The sequence below is a fragment of the Streptomyces sp. NPDC056628 genome, from assembly GCF_042792555.1.
Taxonomy (GTDB): domain Bacteria; phylum Actinomycetota; class Actinomycetes; order Streptomycetales; family Streptomycetaceae; genus Streptomyces.
Window position 1 is genome coordinate 1 of the sequence record NZ_JBHTWG010000002.1, and the last position, 24,253, is coordinate 24,253.

The window sequence follows — 24,253 nt, forward strand, 5'->3', positions numbered from 1 at the left end:
AGCGTGAGGGAAACGCCCGGTTACATTCCGAACCCGGAAGCTAAGCCTTACAGCGCCGATGGTACTGCAGGGGGGACCCTGTGGGAGAGTAGGACACCGCCGAACTCCTTTTAGAGCTCTGGCTCTTGGGCGTGACTGCCCGAGAGCCAGAGCTTTTTTGTGTTGAGGTAGGGTCGGGTAGCATCGTCGGTTCGTTCACCACAGGAGGCCCCCGGGTGGAGGTCCAGGAGACCCGTGTCCAGACAGACCGGGTCCTCACCATCCCCAACGTCCTCAGCATGGCGCGGCTCGTTGGCGTGCCGCTGTTCCTGTGGCTGATTCTGAGGCCTGAGTTCGGTGGGCCCAAGAGTGACGGCTGGGCGCTTCTGGTGCTGGCCCTGAGCGGTGTCAGCGACTACCTGGACGGCAAGCTCGCCAGGCGCTGGAACCAGGTCAGCAGCCTCGGCCGGCTTCTGGACCCGGCGGCCGACCGGCTCTACATTCTTTCGACTTTGGTCGGCCTCACGTGGCGGGAGATTCTGCCGCTCTGGTTGACCGCGGTGCTGCTGGCGCGTGAGCTGGTTCTGCTGGTCATGGTCGGGATCCTCAGACGCCACGGGTATCCGCCGCCGCAGGTGAACTTCCTGGGGAAGGCGGCCACCTTCAACCTGATGTACGCCTTCCCCTTGCTGCTGCTCAGTGACGGCAGTGGTTGGATCTCGTCACTCGCTGCTATTTTCGGATGGGCGTTCGCTGGATGGGGTACAACACTCTATTGGTGGGCAGGAGTCCTCTACGTGGTACAAGTCCGCCGTGTCGTTCGCGCGGACGCCGCCATGGCCGATTGAACTCGCCGATTGCAGAGGGCGTAGCGGCTCGATGGCCCGCTCGGGAAAAGTGCGGGACAATCAGGACGGGTGAAGTCGGCTAGACCGTCGTCTCTGGAGGAGGACGCTTCCGACATGAAGGCCGTCGTGATGGCCGGGGGCGAAGGCACTCGCCTTCGCCCCATGACCTCGAGCATGCCCAAGCCGCTCCTGCCGGTGGTCAACCGGCCGATCATGGAGCACGTGCTGCGGCTGCTCAAAAGGCATGGGCTGAATGAGACCGTCGTCACCGTTCAGTTCTTGGCCTCTCTCGTCAAGAACTACTTCGGTGATGGCGAAGAGCTCGGTATGGAGCTCACGTATGCCAATGAGGAGAAGCCACTCGGTACCGCCGGAAGCGTCAAGAACGCAGAGGAAGCACTGAAGGACGACGCTTTCCTCGTCATCTCCGGCGATGCCCTGACGGACTTCGACCTCACCGAGCTCATCAACTTCCACAAGGAAAAGGGCTCGATGGTCACCGTCTGTCTGACGCGTGTGCCGAATCCGCTGGAATTCGGTATCACGATCGTCGACGAGGAGGGCCGCGTCGAGCGCTTCCTGGAGAAGCCGACCTGGGGCCAGGTCTTCTCGGACACCGTGAACACCGGCATCTACGTCATGGAGCCCGAGGTATTCGACTATGTCGAAGCCGATGTGCCCGTTGACTGGTCGGGTGACGTCTTCCCTCAGCTGATGAAGGAGGGCAAGCCCATCTACGGCTATGTCGCGGAGGGCTACTGGGAGGACGTCGGGACGCTCGAGAGCTATGTGAAGGCCCAGGCCGACGTCCTGGAGGGCAAGGTCGACGTCGAACTCGACGGCTTCGAGATCTCTCCCGGTGTGTGGGTGGCCGAGGGCGCCGAGGTACACCCCGACGCCGTGCTCCGGGGGCCGGCCTACATCGGCGACTACGCCAAGGTGGAGGCCGGCGCCGAGATCCGTGAGCACACGGTCATCGGCTCCAACGTCGTCGTGAAGAGCGGTGCCTTCATGCACCGGGCCGTCGTGCACGACAACGTGTACGTCGGGCAGCACAGTAATCTGCGAGGCTGCGTCGTCGGCAAGAACACCGACATCATGCGCGCCGCGCGGATCGAGGACGGCGCGGTCATCGGTGACGAGTGCCTGATCGGTGAAGAATCGATCGTTCAGGGCAATGTGCGGGTGTACCCGTTCAAGACCATCGAGGCCGGTGCCTTCGTCAACACCTCGGTGATCTGGGAGTCCAGAGGCCAGGCGCATCTCTTCGGCGCCCGCGGCGTCTCCGGCATCCTGAACGTCGAGATCACGCCCGAACTGGCGGTGCGGCTGGCGGGTGCGTACGCCACCACTCTGAAGAAGGGGGCCACCGTCACGACGGCCCGTGACCACTCCCGTGGTGCGCGGGCGCTGAAGCGGGCGGTGATCTCCGCGCTTCAGGCCAGCGCCATCGACGTACGGGACCTGGAGAACGTGCCGCTGCCGGTCGCGCGGCAGCAGACGGCGCGGGGCAGTGCCGGCGGGATCATGATCCGTACGACGCCCGGGGTGCCGGACTCGGTGGACATCATGTTCTTCGACGGACAGGGGGCCGACCTGTCGCAGGCCAGTCAGCGCAAGCTGGACCGGGTCTTCGCACGGCAGGAGTACCGGCGCGCGTTCCCGGGCGAGATCGGCGACCTGCACTTCCCGGCCAGTGTCTTCGACTCCTACACCGGGTCACTACTGCGGAACGTCGACACTACGGGGATCGCGGAGTCCGGGCTCAAGGTCGTCGTGGACGCGTCCAACGGAAGTGCCGGTCTGGTGCTGCCCAGCCTGCTCGGCAAGCTGGGCGTGGACTCGCTGACGATCAATCCCGGTCTCGACGAGTCCAGGCCCACCGAGTCGGCCGAGACACGGCGGTCGGGGCTGGTGCGGCTGGGCGAGATCGTGGCGTCGGCGCGGGCCGCGTTCGGCGTGCGTTTCGACCCTGTCGGAGAGCGGCTGTCGCTGGTCGACGAGAAGGGGCGGATCGTCGAGGACGACCGGGCCCTGCTCGTCATGCTCGACCTGGTGGCCGCGGAGCGGCGCAGCGGGCGTGTGGCGCTTCCGGTGACCACCACCAGGATCGCGGAGCAGGTCGCCGCCTATCACGGGACGCAGGTGGAGTGGACGACCACGTCGCCCGACGACCTGACCCGCGTGGGCGCCGAAGAAGGGACGATCTTCGGAGGTGACGGCCGCGGTGGCTTCATCATCCCGGAGTTCAGCAGCGTCTTCGACGGCACCGCCGCCTTCGTCCGGCTGATCGGACTGGTGGCGCGTACCCAGCTCACGCTCAGCCAGATCGACGCGCGGATCCCGCGGGCACATGTCCTGAAGCGGGACCTCGCGACCCCGTGGGCGGTCAAGGGGCTCGTGATGCGCCGGGTCGTCGAGGCGGCCGGGGATCGCTTTGTCGATACGACCGACGGTGTGCGGGTCGTGGAGACGGACGGCCGCTGGGTGATGGTGCTGCCCGACCCGGCCGAGGCGGTCACCCATCTGTGGGCCGAGGGGCCGGACGACGCGTCCGCCCAGGCGCTGCTCGACGAGTGGGCGGCGGTCGTGGACAGCGCCGGCCGCTGAGTCCCGCGTAAGCACGTCTGCCGGACAGGTACCCCTGAAAGGGGCCTGTCCGGCACACGCGGTGGGGCCATTCGGAGTATCGGCGGCGACGTGCGACGATGTGCGGCATGCCGCAGCCCCCCGTTCGGAGCACACCCACGCGCCCGCCGCGTCCGGACGCGTCCATGTCGCTGCTCACCAACGTCATGGATCACAGTCTCGACGACGGCTACGCCGAGGCCGCCGCCCGTAAGAAGGCCGCCGGTGAGGGTGGGCTGCCCAAGACGCTGCGGGCCAAGCTGGGGCTCGCCGTGGGCCTGGTGCTCGCGGCGCTCGTGGTGACCGTGGGAGCGGCGCAGGCGCGCGTGGCGGCGCCCGTCGTGGCCAAGGAGCGTGAAGAGCTCGTCGACCGCGTCGAGAAGGAGACCGAGGCGGCGGACGAGCTGGAGAAGACGGTCGACGAGCTGCGGGCCGATGTGAGCGCCCGGCAGCGCGAGGCGCTGAAGGCGGCCGGCCACGGCGAGCAGGCCGACCTCGTGAGCATCCTGTCGGGCGCCGTCGAGGTGCGGGGACCCGGCGTGAAGCTGGTCGTGGACGACGCCAAGGAGGCCGGTGACGCCGCCGGAGGTGACGCGCGCGGGGCGTCCGGCTTCTCGGACACCGGACGGGTGCGCGACCGCGACATGCAGCGCGTCGTCAACGGACTGTGGGAGTCCGGCGCGGAGGCCGTCTCGGTCAACGGGCAGCGGCTGACCGCCCTGTCCGCGATCAGGGCCGCGGGTGACGCGATACTGGTCGACAACAGGCCGCTGGTGCCGCCGTACACGGTGCTCGCGGTGGGGGACGGGGAACGGCTGAGCCGCGCTTTCCAGGACAGTGCCGACGGCCTGTACCTGAACGCCCTGCAGGAGAACTTCGGCATCCGGACCAGCATCTCCGCGCAGGAGGACCTGCGGCTGCCCGCGGCGCCGAGTGTGATCGTCCGTACAGCACAGCCGAACACCGAGACAACTGAGAAGGGCACATCGTGATCGCCGTACTGGGTCTCGTCGTGGGCGTCGTGGCGGGCCTGTTGGTCCGGCCCGAGGTTCCGGCGGTCGTCGAGCCGTATCTGCCGATCGCCGTCGTGGCGGCTCTCGACGCCGTCTTCGGTGGTCTGCGGGCCATGCTCGACGGCATCTTCGACGACAAGGTCTTCGTCGTGTCGTTCCTGTCGAACGTGGTGGTGGCCGCGTTGATCGTGTTCCTGGGCGACAAGTTGGGCGTGGGCGCGCAGCTGTCGACCGGCGTCGTCGTGGTGCTCGGCATCCGGATCTTCTCCAACGCCGCGGCGATCCGCCGGCACGTCTTCCGGGCGTGAGGCCGATGAGCAACCAGGACGCGACCCCCGAGAACCGGCTGCGCAAGGAGTTGCCCGAGGAGGTGCGCGCCGACCCCGACGAGGCTCCTGAGGCCGCTGAGGAGGACGGCGACCGTACGGCGGAGCTGATGACCGGCCGGCAGCGGCTGGTGAAGGGGCTGTGGCCGCCGCGGGCGAGCCGGGCCCAACTCATCGTGGCGCTGCTGCTGTTCGGGCTGGGCTTCGGTCTCGCAGTCCAGGTCGCCTCGAACAGCGACGGCGACAGCGCCCTGCGCGGAGCACGCCAGGAAGATCTTGTCCGCATCCTCGATGAACTCGATGACCGCAGTCAGCGTCTTGAGGACGAGAAGCGAGGTCTCGAGAAGCAGCGTGACGAACTGGAGAACAGTTCCGACCAGGCCGAGGAGGCCCGCAGGCAGACGGTCGAGAAGGAGAGACAACTCGGCATCCTCGCGGGCACCGTGGCTGCTGAGGGACCCGGCATCACGATCACCATCGACGACACGAAGGGCACGGTCGAGGCGGACATGCTGCTCGACGCGATCCAGGAGCTGCGGGCGGCCGGGGCGGAGGCGATGCAGGTGAACGGTGTCCGCATCGTCGCCGGCACCTACCTGTCCGACGCGGGCAACACCGTGAGCGTCGACGGGAACAAGATCAACGCCCCCTATCGTTTCAAGGTCATCGGCAAGCCGCAGGATCTGGAGCCGGCCCTCAACATCCCTGGAGGCGTGGTCCAGACACTGGAGAAGGAGCAGGCCATCGTGACCATCCAGCGGTCTGACAAGATCGTTGTGGACGCCTTGCGGGCGGCGAAGCGGCCTGACTACGCTCGGTCGTCCTCCAGGTGAACCGGTGGTGCATGGGGGACTTCCGGCAAGGGCATGAGGTTGCGGGGGGTCGGCGCACCGATTGGGTGGTGCGTGGTGGAAACTGTCTGGCGGAGACGGACGTTGTGAAGATGTCCGGGTCGGCCAATAGGTTCAGTCAGGGTTCGTCCTGCCCCACGGGCGGGTCTGTTTCGGTCAAGGGGAATCGCCCGTGAAGTTGTTTGGGAAGCTGTTCGGCAAGAGTGCGCGAGACGAGAACGCGACCACTCGTCACCGCGCACAAGGGGACGAGGAAGGGCAGCGCCCCCTGTTCAGGGACCAGGTTCCTGGACCGGGCGGCGACATTTCCGGAGGTCAGGGCGCGTCGTCGGTTGACCCTGGCCAGTCCGGCGACATAGGTTTCGGGCAACCGTCGACCTCGAGTACGGGTGGAGGGTTTTCCCCGATGTCGGCCCTGGTGTGTACGAGGTGCGGTAACCGCAACGCGGAGAACAGCCGCTTCTGTTCCAACTGTGGCGCGCCGCTGCGTGCCGGCGGGGTGCCCGAGCGCCCGTCCGAGACGACGTCGACGATCTCCATCTCGGGCATCGAGGCCTACGACGCCGAGACCACCGGGCAGACGCAGATTCCCGCGCTCTCCCCGGAGGCACAGGCCGCCGTCGACGCGCTGCCGGTGGGTTCCGCGCTCCTGGTGGTGCGCCGTGGACCGAACTCGGGCAGCCGCTTCCTGCTGGACGGCGATCTGACCACCGCCGGGCGGCACCCGCAGAGCGACATCTTCCTGGACGACGTGACCGTCTCGCGTCGGCACGTGGAGTTCCGCCGCGCCCAGGACGGCTCGTTCACGGTGGCCGACGTCGGCAGCCTCAACGGCACGTACGTCAACCGTGAGCGGATCGACCAGGTCGCTCTGAACAACGGTGACGAGGTGCAGATCGGCAAGTACCGGCTGGTCTTCTACGCGAGCCAGCAGGGCTTCTGACCTCCCCCGGACCCGTCCGGGGAGACCCAGGGAAGGTCCATGCTGAAAACACCGAGCGGCGGTGCCGGGAACGGCGCCGCCGCCACGGACGGTCGGCCGATGAGCATCGGCAGGGTGCTGACTGTGCTGCGCGAGGAGTTCCCTGACGTCACGATCTCCAAGATCCGTTTCCTGGAGTCGGAAGGGCTGGTCGAGCCGCGCCGCACGCCGTCGGGCTATCGCAAGTTCGGCCCGCAGGACGTCGAGCGGCTGCGCCACGTCCTGCGGATGCAGCGGGACCACTATCTGCCGCTGAAGGTGATCCGCGAGCATCTGGACGCCATGGAGCGCGGTGAGGCCCCGGCCCCCGCGCTGGGCCGGCAGCGCGACGGCGACGGGGTCCTGGAGCCGGCCGAGGAGCGTACGGCGGCCCGTCTCGGACGGGTGCAGCTGCTGGCCGCGGCGGGGATCGGGGAGCAGCAACTCGCCGAGTGGGAGTCGTACGGGCTGATCACCCCCCTGCCGGACGGCGCCTACGAGGCGGAGGCGGTGACCGTGGCCACGCTCGTGGCGGAGCTGGGCCGCTTCGGTATCGAGCCGCGGCACCTTCGGGTGATGAAGGCCGCCGCGGACCGTGAGGCCGGCCTCGTGGAGCAGGTCGTCGCGCCGCTGAAACGGCACCGCAACCCGCAGACCAGGGCTCATGCCGAAGCCAGGGCCAAGGAACTGGCGGGGCTCACTGTCCGGCTGCACGCCGCGCTGATGCAGACGGCGCTCGGGGTGCGGCTGCCCTGAGGGGGCCGTGCACGGATCGGCCGGGATCGGCCACCCGATCCCGGCCCGACTACCCAAACGTCCCGAGCACGGCCTAGGGTTGCTGTGTGAACGAGCTCGATGTCGTAGGTGTCCGGGTCGAAATGCCCTCCAACCAACCGATCGTGCTCCTGCGTGAAGTGGGAGGCGACCGCTACCTCCCCATCTGGATCGGGCCCGGGGAGGCGACGGCGATCGCCTTCGCCCAGCAGGGCATGGCCCCCGCGCGACCGCTGACCCACGACCTGTTCAAGGACGTGCTCGAGGCGGTCGGCCAGGAGCTCACCGAAGTGCGCATCACCGATCTGCGTGAGGGCGTCTTCTACGCCGAGCTGGTCTTCGCCAGCGGTGTCGAGGTGAGCGCCCGTCCGTCCGACGCCATAGCGCTGGCCCTGCGCACCGGGACGCCGATCTACGGCAGTGACGGTGTGCTCGACGACGCGGGCATCGCGATCCCGGACGAGCAGGAGGACGAGGTGGAGAAGTTCCGCGAGTTCCTCGACCAGATCTCGCCGGAGGACTTCGGCAGCAGCAGTCAGTGAGACGGCGTGGGCGGCCCGCCGGCCTGGTCCGGAGCGGCCCGGCCCACGGTCCGTCACGGCCCGCGTGCCGGGCATGTGCCACGGGCGAGGGAGGGCGTCATGGACCCCGGTTCGGGGGCATTCGGCTAGCCTTTCCCCGCGACGGGGCACGGGAAACCACTCGTAGGGTGATTATCACTCGGCGTGCCGAGTGTGGCGATCGTTGACGCACCCCCGGTGACTGCCTACCGTCGAGAAGGCAGGTCAAGGACGGAGGTCGGCGTGAGAAGCAGCGGCGGCGGTACGGCTGGGGGTGCACCCGAGCGCGGCCTCGGGGCGAGCGGCCCGTACCCGCTTCACGGCAGCGCTGTCCAGGGCGGTGCGGCCGATCACGCACCGCAACGACCGGCGGCCGTGCCGAGCAGCGGCGGAGGGGCGGCGTCCATGGCGTCCGAGCAGATCGGTTACCGGGGTCCGACGGCCTGTGCGGCCGCGGGGATCACGTACCGGCAACTGGATTACTGGGCCCGCACCGGACTCGTCGAGCCCAGTGTGCGGCCGGCGTACGGGTCGGGGACGCAGCGCCTCTACAGCTTCCAGGACGTCGTCGTCCTCAAGATCGTGAAGCGCTTCCTGGACACCGGTGTGTCCCTGCAGAACATCAGGACCGCCGTCCAGCACCTGCGCGAGCAGGGCTTCCGGGACCTCGAACGGCTGACCCTGATGAGCGACGGCGCCACCGTGTACGAGTGCACGTCGCCGGACGAGGTCCACGCGCTGCTGCAGGGCGGGCAGGGGATCTTCGGGATCGCCGTCGGCGTGGTGTGGCGGGACGTCGAGAGCGCGTTGTCGCAGCTGCACGGGGAGCGGATCGACACCGGGGAGACGCTGGTCGGGCACAACCCGGCCGACGAGCTGGCACGGCGGCGCAACCGCGCGGTCTGAGGACGCGGAGAGGCGTTGTCAGTGCCGTAGGGCAGCATCGGAACTGTGAGAAACGCGCCCACCATCCTGCATCTCGACATGGATGCCTTCTACGCGTCGGTGGAGCAGGCGTCCAAGCCGAGCCTGCGGGGGAAGGCCGTGATCGTAGGCGGGCTGGGACCGCGCGGGGTGGTCGCCACAGCGTCGTACGAAGCGCGGATCTTCGGGGTGCACTCGGCCATGCCGATGGCGCAGGCGCGGCGGCTCGCGCCCAACGCCGCGTATCTCGTGCCGCGCTTCTCGATCTACCGGGACGTCAGCGAGCGTGTGATGGGGCTGCTGCGGGAGCTGTCGCCCCTGGTGGAGCCGTTGAGCCTGGACGAGGCCTTCGTGGACCTGGAGGCCGGGGGAGTGGCCTGGGACGCGGAGTCCGTTCGCCTGGTGGGGGTGAAGCTGCGCTCCGACATACGGACCGCCACCGGCCTGGCCGGGTCGGTGGGGCTCGCGGCGTCCAAGATGGTCGCGAAGATCGCCTCGGAGCAGGCCAAGCCGGACGGGATGGTGCTGATCGAGCCGGGGACCGAGCGGGCGCTCCTCGGGCCGATGTCCGTGCGCGTGCTGCCGGGGGTGGGGCCGGCCACCGGGGACCATCTGCGGCGGGCCGGGATCCACACCGTCGAGGAGATCGCCGAGGCGGGCGAGGACGAGCTGGTGCGGCTGCTGGGGAAGGCGCACGGGCACGCCCTGTACGCGATGGCGCTGGCGCACGACGAGCGGCCCGTGGTGGCCGAGCGGGAGGCGAAGTCCGTCTCGGTCGAGGACACGTACGACGTGGACATCCATGACCGGGTGCGGGTGGGGCTGGAGGTGCAGCGGCTCGCCGACCGCTGTGTGCGGCGGTTGCGGGGGGCCGGGTTGTCGGGGCGGACGATCGTGCTGAAGGTTCGGCGGTACGACTTCTCGACGTTGACGCGGTCGGAGACGTTGCGGGGGCCGACGGATGATCCGGCGGTGGTGCGGGAGGCTGCCGCGCGGTTGCTGGACGGGGTGGACACGACCGGGGGTGTGCGGCTGCTGGGGGTCGGGGTGAGCGGACTGGCCGACTACACGCAGGAGGATCTGTTCGCTCAGGCTGCGGGGGCTGTGGAGGGGGTGGGGGGCGATGCCGATGAGGGGGAGCTCGGGCTTTCGGGTGCCACGGTCACTTCTGAGGGGGACGGGGGCGGTGTCGGCGGTGGCGAAGAAGGGCGGGCTGAGGAGCAGCCCGCTGAGCGGCGGTGGCATGCCGGGCACGATGTGCGGCACGCCGCGTACGGGCACGGGTGGGTGCAGGGGAGTGGGGTCGGGCGGGTGACCGTGCGCTTCGAGACGCCGGATTCCGGGCCGGGGCGGGTGCGGACGTTTCGGGTCGATGATCCGGCGCTGGACGTGGCGGAACCGTTGCCGTTGGTGTCGGGGTGGGGGGAGGCGTCGGCTGCCGCGCAGGGGGAGGCGCCCGTGGTGCGGGGGTAGGTCTGCCGGGGCGGAGAAGGCGCTGGGGCGCGCTTGCGGGTGTCGCCGCGCCCACCTGTCCCGCCCCGGCGGCAGGACTGCCCACGGCTCCGTCAGGGGTTGTCGTCGGGGGTGTTGGTGGGGGCCAGGGTGCCGAAGTCGTGGTCCGGGGGTGGGGGGCCCGGGGACACGTCGAGGCCGTAGTGGTGGTAGAGCTGCAGTTCCTGTTCGGGGGAGAGGTGGCGGCCCACGCCGAAGTCGGGGGCGTCCTTGATCAGGGCGCGGTCGAAGGGGACGTGCAGGCTGCCGTCCACCAGTTCGCTCGGCTCCAGGGGGACGAAGGCGTCGCGGGAGAAGAGACCGGTGTGTATCGCCGCCCATTCGGGTACGCCGGTCGCGTCGTCCAGGTACACCTCGTCGATGGTGCCGATCTTGGTGCCGCTGCGGTCGAAGGCCTTGCGGCCGATCAGGTTGCGCGGATCGATGTCGGTCTGCACGGTCCCTCCACTTGGTCGCAAGTCATCCGTCAGCACTACGAAAAGCCAGATCCGTGACCGCGGCCACTCGAAGGTTCGTGCGGCGACCCCGCTGGTAGGCTTGGCGGCGGCTGCTGACCCCGTGCGGGAGAGTCCTCCGGAGATCACCGGAGGCGCCGAAGGAGCAAATCCTCCCCGGAATCTCTCAGGCACACGTACCGCATGGACGAGGTCACTCTGGAAAGCAGGGCGGGTGTCGACGGCTCCCGCTCTCACCGACGGTGAAAGCCGGGACCCTCGGGCGCCCCGGTGAAGCTCTCAGGTCGAGATGACAGAGGGGGAGGCCGTCCGGGTACCCGCGCCGTGGTGCCCCTCGAAGGTCGCGTCAGACCAGGAGGCCTCCGCAATGACCGCCCATCGCATTCCGCTCTCCGAGCTCGAGCAAGGGATTCCCTTCGAGCAGCGTCACATCGGTCCCGATTCCGAGGCGCGGGCCAAGATGCTCGCCCACGTCGGGTACGGCTCGCTCGACGAGCTGACCGCCGCCGCGGTCCCGGACGTCATCAAGAACGCCGACGCGCTCGACCTGCCCGGTGCGCGGACCGAGGCCGAGGTGCTGGCCGAGCTGCGCTCCCTCGCCGACCGGAACCAGGTCCTGGACTCGATGGTCGGCCTCGGCTACTACGGGACGTTCACCCCGCCGGTCATCCTGCGCAACGTCATGGAGAACCCCGCCTGGTACACGGCCTACACGCCGTATCAGCCGGAGATCTCCCAGGGCCGGCTGGAGGCCCTGCTCAACTTCCAGACGGTGGTCGCCGACCTCACCGGGCTGCCGACCTCCGGCGCCTCGCTGCTCGACGAGGGCACCGCCGCCGCCGAGGCGATGGCTCTGTCGCTGCGTATGGGCAAGAACAAGAAGGGCCTCTTCCTGGTCGGCGCGGACGCCCTTCCGCAGACCATCGCCGTCATCCAGACCCGTGCCGAGCCCACCGGCGTGGAGGTCGTGGTCGCCGACCTCAGCGAGGGCATCCCGGCCGAGGTCGCCGAGCGCGAGATCAACGGCGTGCTCCTGCAGTACCCGGGCGCCTCCGGTGCCGTGCGGGACCTCACGCCCGTCATCGAGCGGGCCCATGAGCTCGGTGCCCTCGTGACCGTCGCCGCCGACCTGCTGGCGCTCACCCTGCTGAAGTCGCCCGGCGAGCTCGGCGCGGACATCGCGGTGGGCACCACGCAGCGGTTCGGTGTGCCGATGGGCTTCGGCGGGCCGCACGCCGGTTACATGGCGGTGCGCGAGAAATTCGCGCGCAGCCTGCCCGGCCGCCTCGTGGGCGTGTCCGTGGACGCCGACGGCAACAAGGCGTACCGGCTCGCCCTGCAGACCCGTGAGCAGCACATCCGCCGGGAGAAGGCGACCAGCAACATCTGCACCGCCCAGGTGCTGCTCGCCGTGATGGCCGGCATGTACGCCGTCTACCACGGCCCCGACGGCCTCAAGGGCATCGCCGCCCGGACCCACCGCTACGCCACGATCCTCGCCGCGGGCCTGTCGGCCGGCGGGGTCGAGGTCGTGCACGGCTCGTTCTTCGACACCGTGACGGCCCGCGTGCCCGGCAAGGCCGCCGACGTCGTCGCCGCCGCCCGCGACCACGGGGTGAACCTGCGCCTCGTCGACGCCGACCACGTGTCCGCCGCCTGCGACGAGACGACCACCCGGTCCCAGGTCTCCTCCGTGTGGAGGGCATTCGGCGTCGAGGGCCGTATCGACGCGCTGGACGCGGCCGCCGGGGACGCGCTGCCCGAGGCGCTGCTGCGCGGCGACGAGTACCTGACGCACCCCGTCTTCCGGCAGCACCGCTCCGAGACCGCGATGCTGCGCTACCTGCGCCGGCTCGCCGACCGCGACTACGCGCTCGACCGCGGCATGATCCCGCTGGGCTCCTGCACGATGAAGCTCAACGCGACGACCGAGATGGAGCCGGTCACCTGGCCCGAGTTCGGCCAGCTGCACCCGTTCGCGCCCGCCGAGCAGGCGGAGGGCTATCTGACCCTCATCCGCGAGCTGGAGGAACGTCTCGCCGAGGTCACCGGCTACGACAAGGTGTCGCTCCAGCCGAACGCCGGTTCGCAGGGCGAGCTGGCCGGTCTGCTCGCCGTGCGCGGCTACCACCGGGCCAACGGCGACGACCAGCGGACCATCTGTCTGATCCCGTCCTCCGCGCACGGCACGAACGCCGCCAGCGCCGTGATGGCCGGCATGAAGGTCGTCGTCGTGAAGACCGCCGAGGACGGCGAGATCGACGTCGAGGACCTGCGGGCGAAGATCGAGAAGCACCGTGACGAGCTCGCCGTGCTGATGATCACCTACCCGTCCACGCACGGCGTGTTCGAGGAGCACGTCGCCGACATCTGCGCGCAGGTGCACGAGGCCGGCGGCCAGGTCTACGTCGACGGCGCCAACCTCAACGCGCTGGTGGGGCTGGCCAAGCCCGGCCACTTCGGCGGTGACGTCTCGCACCTGAACCTGCACAAGACCTTCTGCATCCCGCACGGCGGCGGCGGTCCGGGCGTCGGCCCGGTCGGCGTGCGCGCGCACCTGGCGCCGTACCTGCCGAACCACCCGCTGCAGCCCGCGGCCGGCCCGGAGACGGGCGTCGGCCCGATCTCGGCCGCGCCCTGGGGTTCCGCCGGCATCCTGCCCATCTCGTGGGCGTACGTCCGCCTCATGGGCGGCGAGGGCCTCAAGCGGGCCACGCAGGTGGCCGTGCTGTCCGCGAACTACATCGCCAAGCGCCTCGAGCCGCACTACCCGGTGCTGTACACCGGTCCGGGCGGGCTGGTCGCCCACGAGTGCATCATCGACCTGCGGCCGCTGACCAAGGCGACCGGCGTGAGCGTGGACGACGTGGCCAAGCGCCTCATCGACTACGGCTTCCACGCGCCGACCATGTCGTTCCCGGTGGCCGGAACGCTGATGATCGAGCCGACCGAGTCCGAGGACCTGACCGAACTCGACCGGTTCTGCGACGCGATGATCGCCATCCGCGCGGAGATCGAGAAGGTCGGCTCGGGGGACTGGCCCGCCGACGACAACCCGCTGCGCAACGCCCCGCACACCGCCGGTGCGCTCGGCGGCGCGTGGGAGCACGCGTACACCCGTGAGGAGGCCGTGTTCCCGGCCGGAGTGTCGGCCGCCGACAAGTACTGGCCGCCGGTGCGCCGGATCGACCAGGCCTTCGGCGACCGGAACCTGGTGTGCTCCTGCCCGCCCATGGACGCGTACGAGGGCTGACCGCCGGCGCGGATCGACGCCGCGTGTGAGATGACGAAGGGCTCCGCCCCCGGCCGTGACCGGCCGGGGGCGGAGCCCTTCCGTATGCCACGGGCCAGGGCGGACATGGCTCGGGCGCGGCACCGTATGGGTTCCGTCAAGGGAGCGCGGCGGGCCGTATGGGAGCCGTCAACGGCGGTCGTTTCCGGCCACGGAGGAGGTTTCCTCGAAGCGTCCCGTCCGAACGACCTTCACCCAGGAGTCCACGATGGCCGATCTGGCCTTCGTCGTCACCACCATCGCGTGCTTCACGCTGGTGGCCCTCGTCGCCAAGGGGGTGACGAAGCTGTGACCGCCGAGAATCTCGTCGGCCTCGTCGTGGCCGTCGCCCTGCTGGGCTATCTCGTCCTCGCCCTGATCTTCCCGGAGAGGTTCTGAGAACGCAGATGGGTCCCGTCTCCGCCGGCGTCCTCCAGCTGCTGGCCCTCACCGCAGCCCTGGCGCTCGCCCACAAACCGCTCGGCACCTATATGGCCCGGGTCTACTCCTCGGACCGGCACTGGCGTGCCGAGAAGTGGATCTACCGGTGCATCGGTGCCGACCCCGACCGGCAGATGCGCTGGACCGCGTACCTGCGCGGCGTCCTCGCCTTCTCCGCCGTCGGCGTCCTGTTCCTCTACCTGCTCCAGCGCCTGCAGGGCGTGCTTCCCGGGTCGCTCGGGTTCGCCTCCATCGACCCGGACCAGGCGTTCAACACGGCCGTCTCCTTCGTGACCAACACCAACTGGCAGTCGTACTACGGCGAGCAGGCCATGGGCCACGTCGTGCAGACCGCCGGCCTGGCCGTGCAGAACTTCGTCTCCGCCGCCGTCGGCATGGCCGTCGCCGTGGCGCTGGTGCGCGGGTTCGCGCGCTCGCGCACCGGTGAACTGGGCAACTTCTGGGCCGACCTGGTGCGCGGTGTCGTCCGCGTCCTCGTCCCGATCGCCACGGTCGGCGCGCTCGTGCTCGTCGCCTGCGGGGTCCTGCAGAACTTCTCCGGCGTCCACGAGGTCGGCCAGTTCATGGGCGGCACCCAGCAGTGGAACGGTGGCGCGGTGGCCTCGCAGGAGGCCATCAAGGAGCTCGGCACCAATGGTGGCGGCTACTTCAACGCCAACTCCGCGCACCCCTTCGAGAACCCGACGCCGTTCTCGAACCTCTTCGAGATCTTCCTGATCCTCCTCATCCCGTTCGCGCTGACCCGGACGTTCGGCATCATGGTCGGCTCGGTGCGCCAGGGGTACGCGATCCTCGCCACGATGGCCACCATCTGGCTGGGCTTCACCGCCCTGATGATGGGGACCGAGTTCAGCCACCACGGCCCGGCGTTCGACATCGCGGGCGGGGCGTACGAGGGCAAGGAGGTGCGCTTCGGCGTCGGCGGTTCGTCGATCTTCGCCGTGGCGACCACGCTGACCTCGACCGGTGCCGTGGACTCCTTCCACTCGTCGTTCACCGGACTCGGCGGCGGCATCGCCCTGCTGGGGATGATGCTGGGCGAGATCGCGCCCGGTGGAGTGGGCTCCGGCCTGTACGGCATGCTGATCATGGCGGTCATCGCGGTGTTCGTCGCCGGTCTGATGGTCGGCCGCACCCCCGAGTACCTGGGCAAGAAGATCGGCTCCCGCGAGATCAAGGCGGCGGCCTGCTACCTCCTCGTCACCCCCTCGCTCGTGCTCGTCTTCACGGCCCTCGCGATGGCCCTGCCGACCCCGGCGCACTCCATGACCAACAGCGGGGCGCACGGCTTCTCCGAGATCCTGTACGCCTACACGTCCGCCGCCAACAACAACGGCTCGGCCTTCGCCGGTCTGAACGCGGACACGCAGTGGTTCAACACCACGCTCGGACTGTGCATGCTGCTCGGCCGGTTCGTGCCGATGGTGTTCGTGCTGGCCCTGGCCGGCTCGCTCGCCGAGCAGCGACCGGTCCCGGTCACCATGGGCACCCTGCGCACCGACAAGCCCCTGTACGCGGGCCTGCTCGCCGGCACGATCATCGTCGTCACCGGCCTGACCTACTTCCCGGCCCTCGCTCTCGGGCCGCTCGCCGAGGGGCTGGCGTCATGACCACCGATCTGCAGAAACAGGACGCCATGTCCCCTACCCCTCCCGCGCCCACGCTCGCGCCCCACCAGGACACGCCGACCGGGCACAGGACGCCCCAAGGACGCGTCGGCGCGGGCATGTTCGACCCGAAGCAGTTGCTCAGGTCGCTTCCGGACGCCTTCCGCAAGCTCGACCCACGGGTCATGGTCAAGTCACCCGTGATGTTCGTGGTGTGGGTCGGCTCGGTGCTGACGACGGCCTTCGCCGTCGCCGACCCCGGCGACTGGTTCGGCTGGACCATCAGCGCCTGGCTGTGGCTGACGGTGGTCTTCGCCAACCTGGCGGAGGCCGTCGCCGAGGGCAGGGGCAAGGCACAGGCCGACACCCTGCGCCGGGCCAGGACGGACACGGTGGCGCGCCGGGCCGACGGCACGACGGTCGCCGGCACCGAGCTGCGGATCGGCGATCTCGTGGTGTGCGAGGCCGGTGACGTCATCCCGGGCGACGGGGACGTCGTGGAAGGCGTCGCGTCCGTCGACGAGTCGGCGATCACCGGTGAATCGGCGCCGGTCATCCGGGAGTCCGGCGGCGACCGTTCGGCCGTCACCGGGGGGACGAGGGTCCTCTCCGACCGGATCGTCGTCCGGATCACGACCCGGCCCGGCGAGACGTTCATCGACCGGATGATCGGCCTGGTCGAGGGCGCGGCCCGGCAGAAGACGCCGAACGAGATCGCGCTCAACATCCTGCTGGCCTCGCTGACCGTCGTCTTCCTGCTCGCCTGCGCCACCCTGCCGCCGCTCGCCGACTACGCCGGCACGCATCTGTCGATGGTCGTGCTGGTGGCCCTGCTGGTCTGCCTGATCCCGACCACGATCGGGGCGCTGCTCTCCGCCATCGGCATCGCGGGCATGGACCGGCTCGTGCAGCGCAATGTGCTCGCCCTGTCCGGGCGGGCCGTCGAGGCCGCCGGTGACATCTCCACGCTGCTGCTCGACAAGACCGGCACCATCACGCTGGGCAACCGCAGGGCGGCCGAGTTCGTGCCGGTGAGCGGGGTGACGGCCGCCGAGGTGGCGGACGCCGCCCAGCTGTCGTCGCTGGCGGACGAGACGCCCGAGGGCCGCTCGGTGGTCGTGCTCGCAAAGGAACGGTACGGACTGCGCGAGCGCGAGCTGACCGGCGCCGAGTGGGTCGCGTTCACCGCGCAGACCCGGATGTCCGGCGTGGACGTCCCCGGGCGCAGGATCCGCAAGGGTGCCGCCGGGGCCGTCATCGCCTGGGTCGCCGAACGTGGCGGCGACGTGCCGGGCGAGGCACGGGAGCTGGCCGACCGGATCGCCGGGGCCGGTGGTACGCCGCTGCTGGTCGCGGTGGAGGACGCCGCCGGGGCGCGGGTGCTCGGCGTCGTCCACCTCAAGGACGTCGTCAAGGACGGCATGCGCGCACGCTTCGCGGAACTGCGCCGCATGGGCATCAGAACCGTCATGATCACCGGCGACAACCCGCTGACCGCGAAGGCGATCGCCGAGGAGGCGGGCGTCGACGACTTCCTCGCCGAGGCGACTCCCGAGGACAAGATGGCGCTGATCAAACGGGAGCAGGCGGGCGGCAAGCTCGTCGCGATGACCGGTGACGGCACCAACGACGCGCCCGCGCTCGCCCAGGCGGACGTCGGCGTGGCGATGAACACCGGTACGTCGGCCGCCAAGGAGGCCGGCAACATGGTCGACCTCGACTCCGACCCGACCAAGCTGATCGAGGTCGTCGAGATCGGCAAGCAGCTCCTCATCACACGCGGCGCGCTGACCACGTTCTCCATCGCCAACGACGTGGCGAAGTACTTCGCGATCATCCCGGCGCTGTTCGCGGCGGTCTACCCGGGGCTGGACAAGCTCAACATCATGGGCCTGTCCTCGCCCAGCTCCGCGATCCTGTCGGCGGTCGTGTTCAACGCGCTGGTCATCGTCGCGCTGGTGCCGCTGGCGCTGAAGGGCGTGCGCTACCGGCCCGTCAGCGCGGACCGCCTGCTGCGGCGGAACCTCACCGTCTACGGCCTGGGCGGCCTGATCGCGCCGTTCCTCGGCATCAAGGTCATCGACCTGCTCCTCTCCCTCATCCCCGGAATCGGCTGAAGGACATGAACCACTCCGTATCCCACACGGCCCGTCTGCTCCGGGCGGGGCTGCGCGCCCTCCTCGTGCTCACCCTGGTGACGGGTGTCGTCTACCCGCTGGCCGTCACCGGCATCGCGCAGGGGCTGTTCGCCGGCAAGGCCAACGGCTCCGAGATCAGGGCGGACGGCAGGGTCGTCGGCTCCTCCCTGATCGGCCAGGCGTACAACCTGCCGCTGAAGAAGGGCCAGGAGACCCCGGCGCCCGACCTCGCATGGTTCCAGGGCCGCCCGCAGAACGGCCTGGGCAGCAACAGCGTCAACACCCGGTATCACCTGATCCTGTCCGGCGCGACCAACCGGTCCGGCGGCAACCCGGAACTCGTCCAGTGGGTGAAGGCGGCCAAGGCCGCCGTCGTCAGGGACAACTCGACCGCCGGGTACCGGGTGAAGCCGTCCCAGGTCCCCGCGGACGCGGTGACGTCCTCCGGTTCGGGCCTGGACCCGGACATCTCCCCGCAGTACGCCGATCTCCAGGTCCACCGGGTCGCCGAGCGCAACGGCCTGTCCACGGGGCAGGTGCGGAAGCTGGTGGAGGCCCACACCGAGGGCCGTACGCTCGGATTCATGGGCGAACCCCGGGTCAACGTCCTCGAACTCAACGTCGCGTTGCGGGACTTGGCCGGCACGCGCTGACGCGGGCCGTTCGCCCGGGAGACACGGGGCGCTACGGTGCGTGAGCGTGCCCGGACACACGTGGGGGCCGGCTCGCAGTCGGAGTCTGCGACCGGCCCCTGGGAGTACTCCGGGCGTGCGGCGGGCGCCGCCCGGTGACGCGGGCCTGTCCGGCGTGTGGGCCGGGGACGGCTACGCGGCGGTGACCACCTTGCCGGCGCCCAGCGGACGGTGCGGGGCGATGATCTTGCCGTCCGGCAGGAGTTCACCGGTGTCCTCGAAGAGGAGAACACCGTTGCACAGCAGGCTCCAGCCCTGCTCCGGGTGGTGCGCCACGAGTCGGGCGGATTCCCGGTCGGCGGAGTCGGCTGAGGGGCACGGTGGTTGGTGCTGGCACATGGAGGGGATCTTTCGCTCTGTCGTGACGGATGAGATGGCTGATGTGTCTGTCTCGCGGCGTGAAGCTTCGTTCATGGCCGCCCCCCGTTGTATAAGTCGGTCGGAACCCAGTGTTGCCCTACGGGCGGTAATCCGCAGGGATTTGGCAGCACCGCTTCTCACAGGATGAGGACGCGTCACCCGCGCGGGCGGTTCATCCCCACCGCCCTGTCCCTTCGGGTGGTTTCACCTGGCCGGATGGGGCTAGTCACGGTGGCCCCTGCGAACGCCGCGTACCCCGCCACCCGGAGCGGTGACGGGGTACGCGGGCCTCGCGCCTGTGCCGGTCAGGCCGGCGAGCCGAGCAGGGGTGGCAGGGGTGGCAGCGGCGTCCTGGTGGCCCGCAGGGTGAGGACGGGCAGCAGGTCGGCCACCCGGTGCGGTACGTGGGAGGCGATGCCGGGAGGCGCCGGGGCCAGCGGGATGAGGACGTCCGCGGGGTCGGGGTGGCCGGAGGCGGCGTCGGCGGTGCTGTCGCCGTGCAGCCACAGGGTGAGCATGTAGAGGCCGGGGAACGACAGCAGCCGCGGCTGGTACGGCTGCGCCAGCGTCTCGGCCTGTCGCAGCGCGCGCTCGGTCGAGGTGACGTAAGGGCCCTCGAAGAAGTGCGAGAAGGTCCAGCCGTCGGGGGTCAGCCGGGTCTCGGCGGCGGCCACCGCGCGTTCGCCGCACCGGATCAGGAAGCGCCAGCCGGTCAGCCGGGTCGCGGACCCGCCTCCCGGGGCGATCTCGTCCAGGACGTGCACCGGCAGCGGGAGTTCGGGGGTGGCGGGCCCCTGAGCGGCGCGCAGGGAGGGAGTTCGGGCCTCGCTGACGGCGGTGGGGGAACCGAGCGCGGTCAGGACGGAACGCAGTGCGGGCGCGGGAGCCGGGGGAACATGCAGCTGCATGGTGGGTCGCCTCTCATTCGACAGGCACGATGGCGCGAGGGCGGGGCAGGGCGGACAGCGCTGTCTGCTCGGGGGGAGGTCAGAGGTGCCGGGGAGCCGGGGTCCGACGAGCGCGGGGGATGTGGGCCTGCCGTACGTCACCTGGACGACAGGTACGGGGACCGCGGGTGCCGACCCTCTGCCTGATAGCGCAGTTTATACGACGACTGTTCAGATGATGTTTCATCTAGCCGGTCCCGGTGTACACGACAAGGGTGCATTCGGTCGGCGATATGCGGGAGAAAATCCCCATTCCCGGCCGGAGGTGTGGTGATGACCTCGAAAAACGTCCGGGGCGCGGTCGGCCAATTGTCGTCGGCGTTTTTCACGAGTTCGTGAGCCCGCGGAAACTGCGCTGTGCCGCATGCCCGGTGAATGTGCCGCCGGTCACATCGGAACAGAGTAGCGGGCCACACGCCCGGGCGGGGACGTTATCGATCGCCTTCGCTGGGCATCATCCCACCTGACCCGCGAGACCGGCGGCCGATCGTCGGCCCGCCCATCCGAGGAGAGGACACTTCGATGGGGGAGAAGGTCGTGGCAGGTCGGTTCGACCTGTCCGATCGTCAGCACTACCGTGACAAGCTGCGGCAGTGTCTGACGGGGCTGGAGCGGCTGCTGGAGGAGCGGCGGTTCGACCGTCCCAGGAATCTGCTGGGGCTGGAGATCGAGTTGAATCTCACCGGCGCCGACGGTATGCCGAAAATGTTGAACGGACAGGTACTGGAGCGCATCGCCAGCCGGGACTTCCAGACGGAACTCGCCATGTTCAATCTGGAGGTCAACATAGCGCCGCACCGACTGGAGGGGCGTGTTTTCGACCAGCTGGGCGAGGAACTCCGTACGTCACTGGCATATGCCGACCGAAAAGCGGGAGAGGTCGACGCGGGAATCGTGATGATCGGTATTCTGCCGACCCTCGACCGCGACGACCTGGTCTCCTCCAACCTCTCCGAGGTGGACCGCTACGCGCTCCTCAACGAGCAGATCGTGGCGGCCCGCGGCGAGGACTTCACCCTCGACATCGAGGGCGTGGAGCGCCTGACGTGCACCTCGAAGTCCATCGCCCCCGAAGCCGCCTGCACCTCCGTGCAGCTGCACCTGCAGGTCACCCCGGGCCGCTTCGCCGACGTCTGGAACGCCGCCCAGGCGGTCGCCGCCGCACAGATCGCGGTCGGCGCCAACTCGCCGTTCCTCTTCGGGCGCGAGCTGTGGCGGGAGTCCCGCCCGCCGCTCTTCCAGCAGTCCACCGACACCCGCCCGCCCGAGCTCCAGGCGCAGGGTGTGCGGCCGCGCACCTGGTTCGGGGAGCGCTGGATCACCTCGGCGTACGACCTCTTCGAGGAGAACCTGCGGTACTTCCCGGCCCTGCTGCCGATCTGCGACGACGAGAATCCGCTGGAGGTCCTGGACGCCGGCGGCATCCCCAGCCTCTCCGAACTCGTCCTGCACAACGGCACCGTCTACCGCTGGAACCGGCCCGTCTACGACGTCGCCGACGGCGTACCGCACCTGCGCGTGGAGAACCGCGTCCTGCCCGCCGGACCCACCGTCACGGACGTCATCGCCAACGCGGCCTTCTACTACGGTGTCGTCCGCGCCCTCGCCGAGGAGACGCGGCCCGTCTGGACCCGGATGCCCTTCGAGGCGGCGGCCGCCAACTTCGACGCCGCGTGCAAGGACGGCATCGACGCCCGGCTGCGCTGGCCGCGCCGAGGGCGGCACGGCGCCATGGCGGAGATCGACGCCGTCAGCCTCGTCCGCGACGAACTGCTGCCGCTGGCCGAGGCCGGGCTGGACGCGTGGGGTGTCGAACCGGCCGACCGCGACTTCTACCTGGGTGTCATCGAGGAGCGCTGCCGTCGGCGCACCAACGGCGCGTCCTGGCAGGCGGCCACCTTCCACCGGGCGCTGGAGTCCGGGCTGGGCCGGGACGCCGCGCTGGCCGCGACCACCCGGCGCTACCGGGAGCTGATGCACCTCGGCGAGCCCGTGCACACCTGGCCGGTGGGCCTGCCGGAGCCGGTCCCGGCGGGGTGAGGGCCGCCCGGCGGAGCGTACGGACGGCCGTCAGCTCCGCCGGTCCGGGGACGCCGCCTTCACGATCGCCTTGAGGATCGCCGTCTCCATCTGGGCCGGGTCCGTCACCTCGTGACCCGCGCCCCCGGTGGCCTTCGCGATCCGGTCGGCCTCCTCGCGGTCGGCGTCCGGGCCCACCGCGATCATGATGAGGGGGAGCGGGCGCTTGGGGTCGGCGAGTTCCTCGAGCCGGGCGAGGAGACCGTCCCGCGAGACGCTGCCCGGGTCCTCGTTGACGCCGTCCGTGAGGACGACCACGGCGTTGAACCGGCCCTTCGCATAGGTGGCGGCCGCCGCCCGGTAGGCGGCGAGCGTCGTGTCGTACAGGCCCGTCGCGCCGTCCGGCACCGGCTTCAGCTTGCCGAACGCCGCCTCCAGCCGGTCCCGCTGGGTGACGTCGCCCTCGCTGTCCCCGAGGCGCCCGGCCGGCACCCGCACGCGGTAGTCCTTGGCCCCGTCCAGCGTGGTCGAGAAGTCCCACAGGCCGATCTCGTCGTCGGCCGTGAAGGTGTCCAGCGCGCGCAGCAGCGACGCCTTGGTGACGTCCATGCGGGACCGCTCGGTCCCCGGCACCCGCTCCTCCATGGAGGCGGAGGCGTCCACGACCATGGTGATCCGCGCGCTGCGCACGGTGATCTCCCAGACGCCGAGCGTCTCCTGCAGCGCCACCGCCGTGGCCGGCCGGTCCACGGGCTTCGCGTACGGCTGGGAGGCGCTGCCGCCGGCCCGCGCGACCAAGCCGTCGGGCACCTTCTCGTCGGACGTGCGGAAGCCGTGACGTTCCAGCAGGCGCTGCTGCTCCGGGTCGTCGAGATAGCTCATGAACCGGATCGCCGCCCGGCTCTCGTCGGTCGTCAGCCCGGTCTGGTCGAGCAGCGCGTACGGGTAGTCGAGCCGCGGGGCCCCGTCCTCCGGGTAGAAGAAGTCCAGGTCGCGGGCGTCCTCGGTGGCCGCGTTGTACCGGAAGGCTGCCTGTTCGCTGAGGATCACCGCCTGGTTGCGCCGGGGGTTGGCCGACTCGGTGTCCGAGGTGTCGCGCGGCAGGGTCTCCAGGACCTGCCCGTCGCCGTCCGTGACCCGCTCCGACAGCGCCTTCATGAGGCCCGCCGCCCGGGTGTCCCCGCCCCGTCTCGCGCCGGCGGCCGCGCTCACCCGGGTCAGGGCGAGCAGCCCGGCCGCGCTGCGCGCCGGATCCGCCGCTCCGAGCCGCACGGGGCCGCCGCCGAGGGTGGCCCCGGCCAGCTCCGTCCAGGTGTACGTCCGGCGCGGCCACCCCAGAGACTTCGCGGCGGCCGGGGCCATCGCGACCCCGACGGGGGAGGTGGCGACGTTGCCGATCGTGGAGACCTCGGCCGTGCCGCCGTTCGCCGTGAGCCGCTGCACCCACGCCTGCGAGTCCGGCACCCACACCTCGGCGCCGGGGTCCTCGTCCGCCGTCAGCGCCTCGGCGACCTGGTGCGGCTCCCGCGCGGTCACCGTCACGGACACGCACCGCCCGTCCGAGGTGAGAGCGGCCCGGCGGGCCCGCTCGGCTGCCGTCTCCAGCGCGGGGGCCACCTCGGGGGAGGCCACCAGCCTCAGCCGCACCGGGTCGTCCTGGCACGACGTGCCGAAGGACAGCAGGCCCTCCTCGACCGCGGCGGCCGTGCCGCCGGCCACCGTCAGCGCCACGGCCGTCACCAGGGCCAGCCTGCGCCGGAAGGCGCGCCGACGGGGGTCGCCGCTGCCCGCTCCATACTGATCGGGCAAGCTGTGACGTCCCATGACGGTGGTGCCCCTCCCTGTCGCCCCGCCCGGTCCCGCGCCGCACTCCGCCGCGGGGCGGGCGGAGGGGTGGTGCGGGCGGTGCGCCCCGTACGGAACCCC

The 24,253-nt window shown here is 70.3% G+C and carries 20 protein-coding genes, 1 rRNA gene and 1 riboswitch; of the genes, 17 read left to right on the plus strand and 4 right to left on the minus strand.

Translation table 11 applies throughout. From position 1 onward, the window contains the following. The 11 genes from rrf to ACFRAC_RS03360 all read left to right on the plus strand — a co-directional run. Positions 1-105: ribosomal RNA gene (gene rrf, locus ACFRAC_RS03310) — 5S ribosomal RNA — on the plus strand; the annotation flags it as partial. 110 nt (positions 106-215) lie between these two features. Beyond that, positions 216-827 carry a CDP-alcohol phosphatidyltransferase family protein gene (locus ACFRAC_RS03315; protein WP_361346285.1) on the plus strand — a complete coding sequence of 204 codons (612 nt, stop codon included), beginning with the start codon at positions 216-218 and terminating at the stop codon, positions 825-827. A 114-nt stretch (positions 828-941) separates the two neighbouring features. Continuing rightward, a complete protein-coding gene (locus tag ACFRAC_RS03320; protein WP_382919948.1) occupies positions 942-3,437 on the plus strand; it encodes a sugar phosphate nucleotidyltransferase in 2,496 nt (831 codons plus the stop codon). Positions 3,438-3,535: 98 nt separating this feature from the next. Next, positions 3,536-4,447, plus strand: coding sequence for a DUF881 domain-containing protein (locus ACFRAC_RS03325; protein WP_382919950.1), 912 nt, complete (start codon positions 3,536-3,538; stop codon positions 4,445-4,447). After that, positions 4,444-4,776, plus strand: a complete 333-nt coding sequence (locus tag ACFRAC_RS03330) for a small basic family protein (RefSeq protein WP_003988855.1) — start codon at positions 4,444-4,446, stop codon at positions 4,774-4,776. The genes ACFRAC_RS03325 and ACFRAC_RS03330 overlap by 4 nt, the downstream gene beginning before the upstream one ends. 5 nt (positions 4,777-4,781) lie before the next feature. Then, a complete protein-coding gene (locus ACFRAC_RS03335; RefSeq protein ID WP_382919952.1) occupies positions 4,782-5,627 on the plus strand; it encodes a DUF881 domain-containing protein in 846 nt (281 codons plus the stop codon). Between the two features lie 424 nt (positions 5,628-6,051). Beyond that, complete coding sequence (locus ACFRAC_RS03340) at positions 6,052-6,588, plus strand: FHA domain-containing protein (RefSeq protein ID WP_382919955.1); 537 nt, start codon at positions 6,052-6,054, stop codon at positions 6,586-6,588. 39 nt (positions 6,589-6,627) lie between these two features. Next, complete coding sequence (locus ACFRAC_RS03345) at positions 6,628-7,362, plus strand: MerR family transcriptional regulator (RefSeq protein WP_382919957.1); 735 nt, start codon at positions 6,628-6,630, stop codon at positions 7,360-7,362. An 86-nt stretch (positions 7,363-7,448) separates the two neighbouring features. Then, positions 7,449-7,922 carry a bifunctional nuclease family protein gene (locus ACFRAC_RS03350; RefSeq protein WP_026281837.1) on the plus strand — a complete coding sequence of 158 codons (474 nt, stop codon included), beginning with the start codon at positions 7,449-7,451 and terminating at the stop codon, positions 7,920-7,922. A gap of 261 nt (positions 7,923-8,183) precedes the next feature. Further along, entirely contained in the window at positions 8,184-8,846 is a 663-nt protein-coding gene (locus ACFRAC_RS03355; protein WP_382919960.1) for a MerR family transcriptional regulator, read from the plus strand. 45 nt (positions 8,847-8,891) lie between these two features. Next, the gene (locus ACFRAC_RS03360) at positions 8,892-10,337 is read left to right on the plus strand and encodes a DNA polymerase IV (protein ID WP_382919963.1); all 1,446 of its coding nucleotides are present in this window, start codon (positions 8,892-8,894) and stop codon (positions 10,335-10,337) included. Positions 10,338-10,429: 92 nt separating this feature from the next. On the opposite strand, the gene ACFRAC_RS03365 is transcribed toward ACFRAC_RS03360, so the two are convergent. Beyond that, positions 10,430-10,813 carry a PRC-barrel domain-containing protein gene (locus ACFRAC_RS03365; RefSeq protein ID WP_361346269.1) on the minus strand — a complete coding sequence of 128 codons (384 nt, stop codon included), beginning with the start codon at positions 10,811-10,813 and terminating at the stop codon, positions 10,430-10,432. Positions 10,814-10,927: 114 nt separating this feature from the next. Further along, a riboswitch (glycine riboswitch) is annotated at positions 10,928-11,023 on the plus strand. 175 nt (positions 11,024-11,198) lie between these two features. Between ACFRAC_RS03365 and gcvP the strand changes: the two genes are divergently transcribed. The 5 genes from gcvP (at position 11,199) to ACFRAC_RS03390 (ending at position 18,962) form a co-directional block, all read left to right on the plus strand. Continuing rightward, positions 11,199-14,084: an aminomethyl-transferring glycine dehydrogenase gene (gene gcvP / locus ACFRAC_RS03370; protein WP_382919967.1), complete on the plus strand. Its 2,886-nt coding sequence runs from the start codon at positions 11,199-11,201 to the stop codon at positions 14,082-14,084. A gap of 327 nt (positions 14,085-14,411) precedes the next feature. Next, the gene (kdpF, locus tag ACFRAC_RS03375; protein ID WP_361346265.1) at positions 14,412-14,501 is read left to right on the plus strand and encodes a K(+)-transporting ATPase subunit F; all 90 of its coding nucleotides are present in this window, start codon (positions 14,412-14,414) and stop codon (positions 14,499-14,501) included. Positions 14,502-14,509: 8 nt separating this feature from the next. Beyond that, positions 14,510-16,174: a potassium-transporting ATPase subunit KdpA gene (kdpA, locus tag ACFRAC_RS03380; RefSeq protein ID WP_382919969.1), complete on the plus strand. Its 1,665-nt coding sequence runs from the start codon at positions 14,510-14,512 to the stop codon at positions 16,172-16,174. After that, positions 16,171-18,288 carry a potassium-transporting ATPase subunit KdpB gene (gene kdpB / locus ACFRAC_RS03385; protein ID WP_382919971.1) on the plus strand — a complete coding sequence of 706 codons (2,118 nt, stop codon included), beginning with the start codon at positions 16,171-16,173 and terminating at the stop codon, positions 18,286-18,288. The genes kdpA and kdpB overlap by 4 nt, the downstream gene beginning before the upstream one ends. Before the next feature lie 5 nt (positions 18,289-18,293). Next, a complete protein-coding gene (locus ACFRAC_RS03390; RefSeq protein WP_382919974.1) occupies positions 18,294-18,962 on the plus strand; it encodes a potassium-transporting ATPase subunit C in 669 nt (222 codons plus the stop codon). A gap of 171 nt (positions 18,963-19,133) precedes the next feature. On the opposite strand, the gene ACFRAC_RS03395 is transcribed toward ACFRAC_RS03390, so the two are convergent. After that, positions 19,134-19,340 carry a DUF5999 family protein gene (locus tag ACFRAC_RS03395; RefSeq protein ID WP_055622451.1) on the minus strand — a complete coding sequence of 69 codons (207 nt, stop codon included), beginning with the start codon at positions 19,338-19,340 and terminating at the stop codon, positions 19,134-19,136. Between the two features lie 326 nt (positions 19,341-19,666). Continuing rightward, positions 19,667-20,269 carry a hypothetical protein gene (locus tag ACFRAC_RS03400; protein ID WP_382919977.1) on the minus strand — a complete coding sequence of 201 codons (603 nt, stop codon included), beginning with the start codon at positions 20,267-20,269 and terminating at the stop codon, positions 19,667-19,669. A gap of 561 nt (positions 20,270-20,830) precedes the next feature. On the opposite strand from ACFRAC_RS03400, the gene ACFRAC_RS03405 reads away from it, so the two are divergent. Beyond that, positions 20,831-22,348 carry a glutamate-cysteine ligase family protein gene (locus ACFRAC_RS03405; protein WP_382919979.1) on the plus strand — a complete coding sequence of 506 codons (1,518 nt, stop codon included), beginning with the start codon at positions 20,831-20,833 and terminating at the stop codon, positions 22,346-22,348. Between the two features lie 30 nt (positions 22,349-22,378). Here the strand turns inward: ACFRAC_RS03405 and ACFRAC_RS03410 are convergent, their stop codons facing one another. Next, positions 22,379-24,151, minus strand: coding sequence for a substrate-binding and VWA domain-containing protein (locus ACFRAC_RS03410; protein ID WP_382919982.1), 1,773 nt, complete (start codon positions 24,149-24,151; stop codon positions 22,379-22,381). Positions 24,152-24,253 lie beyond the last annotated feature (102 nt).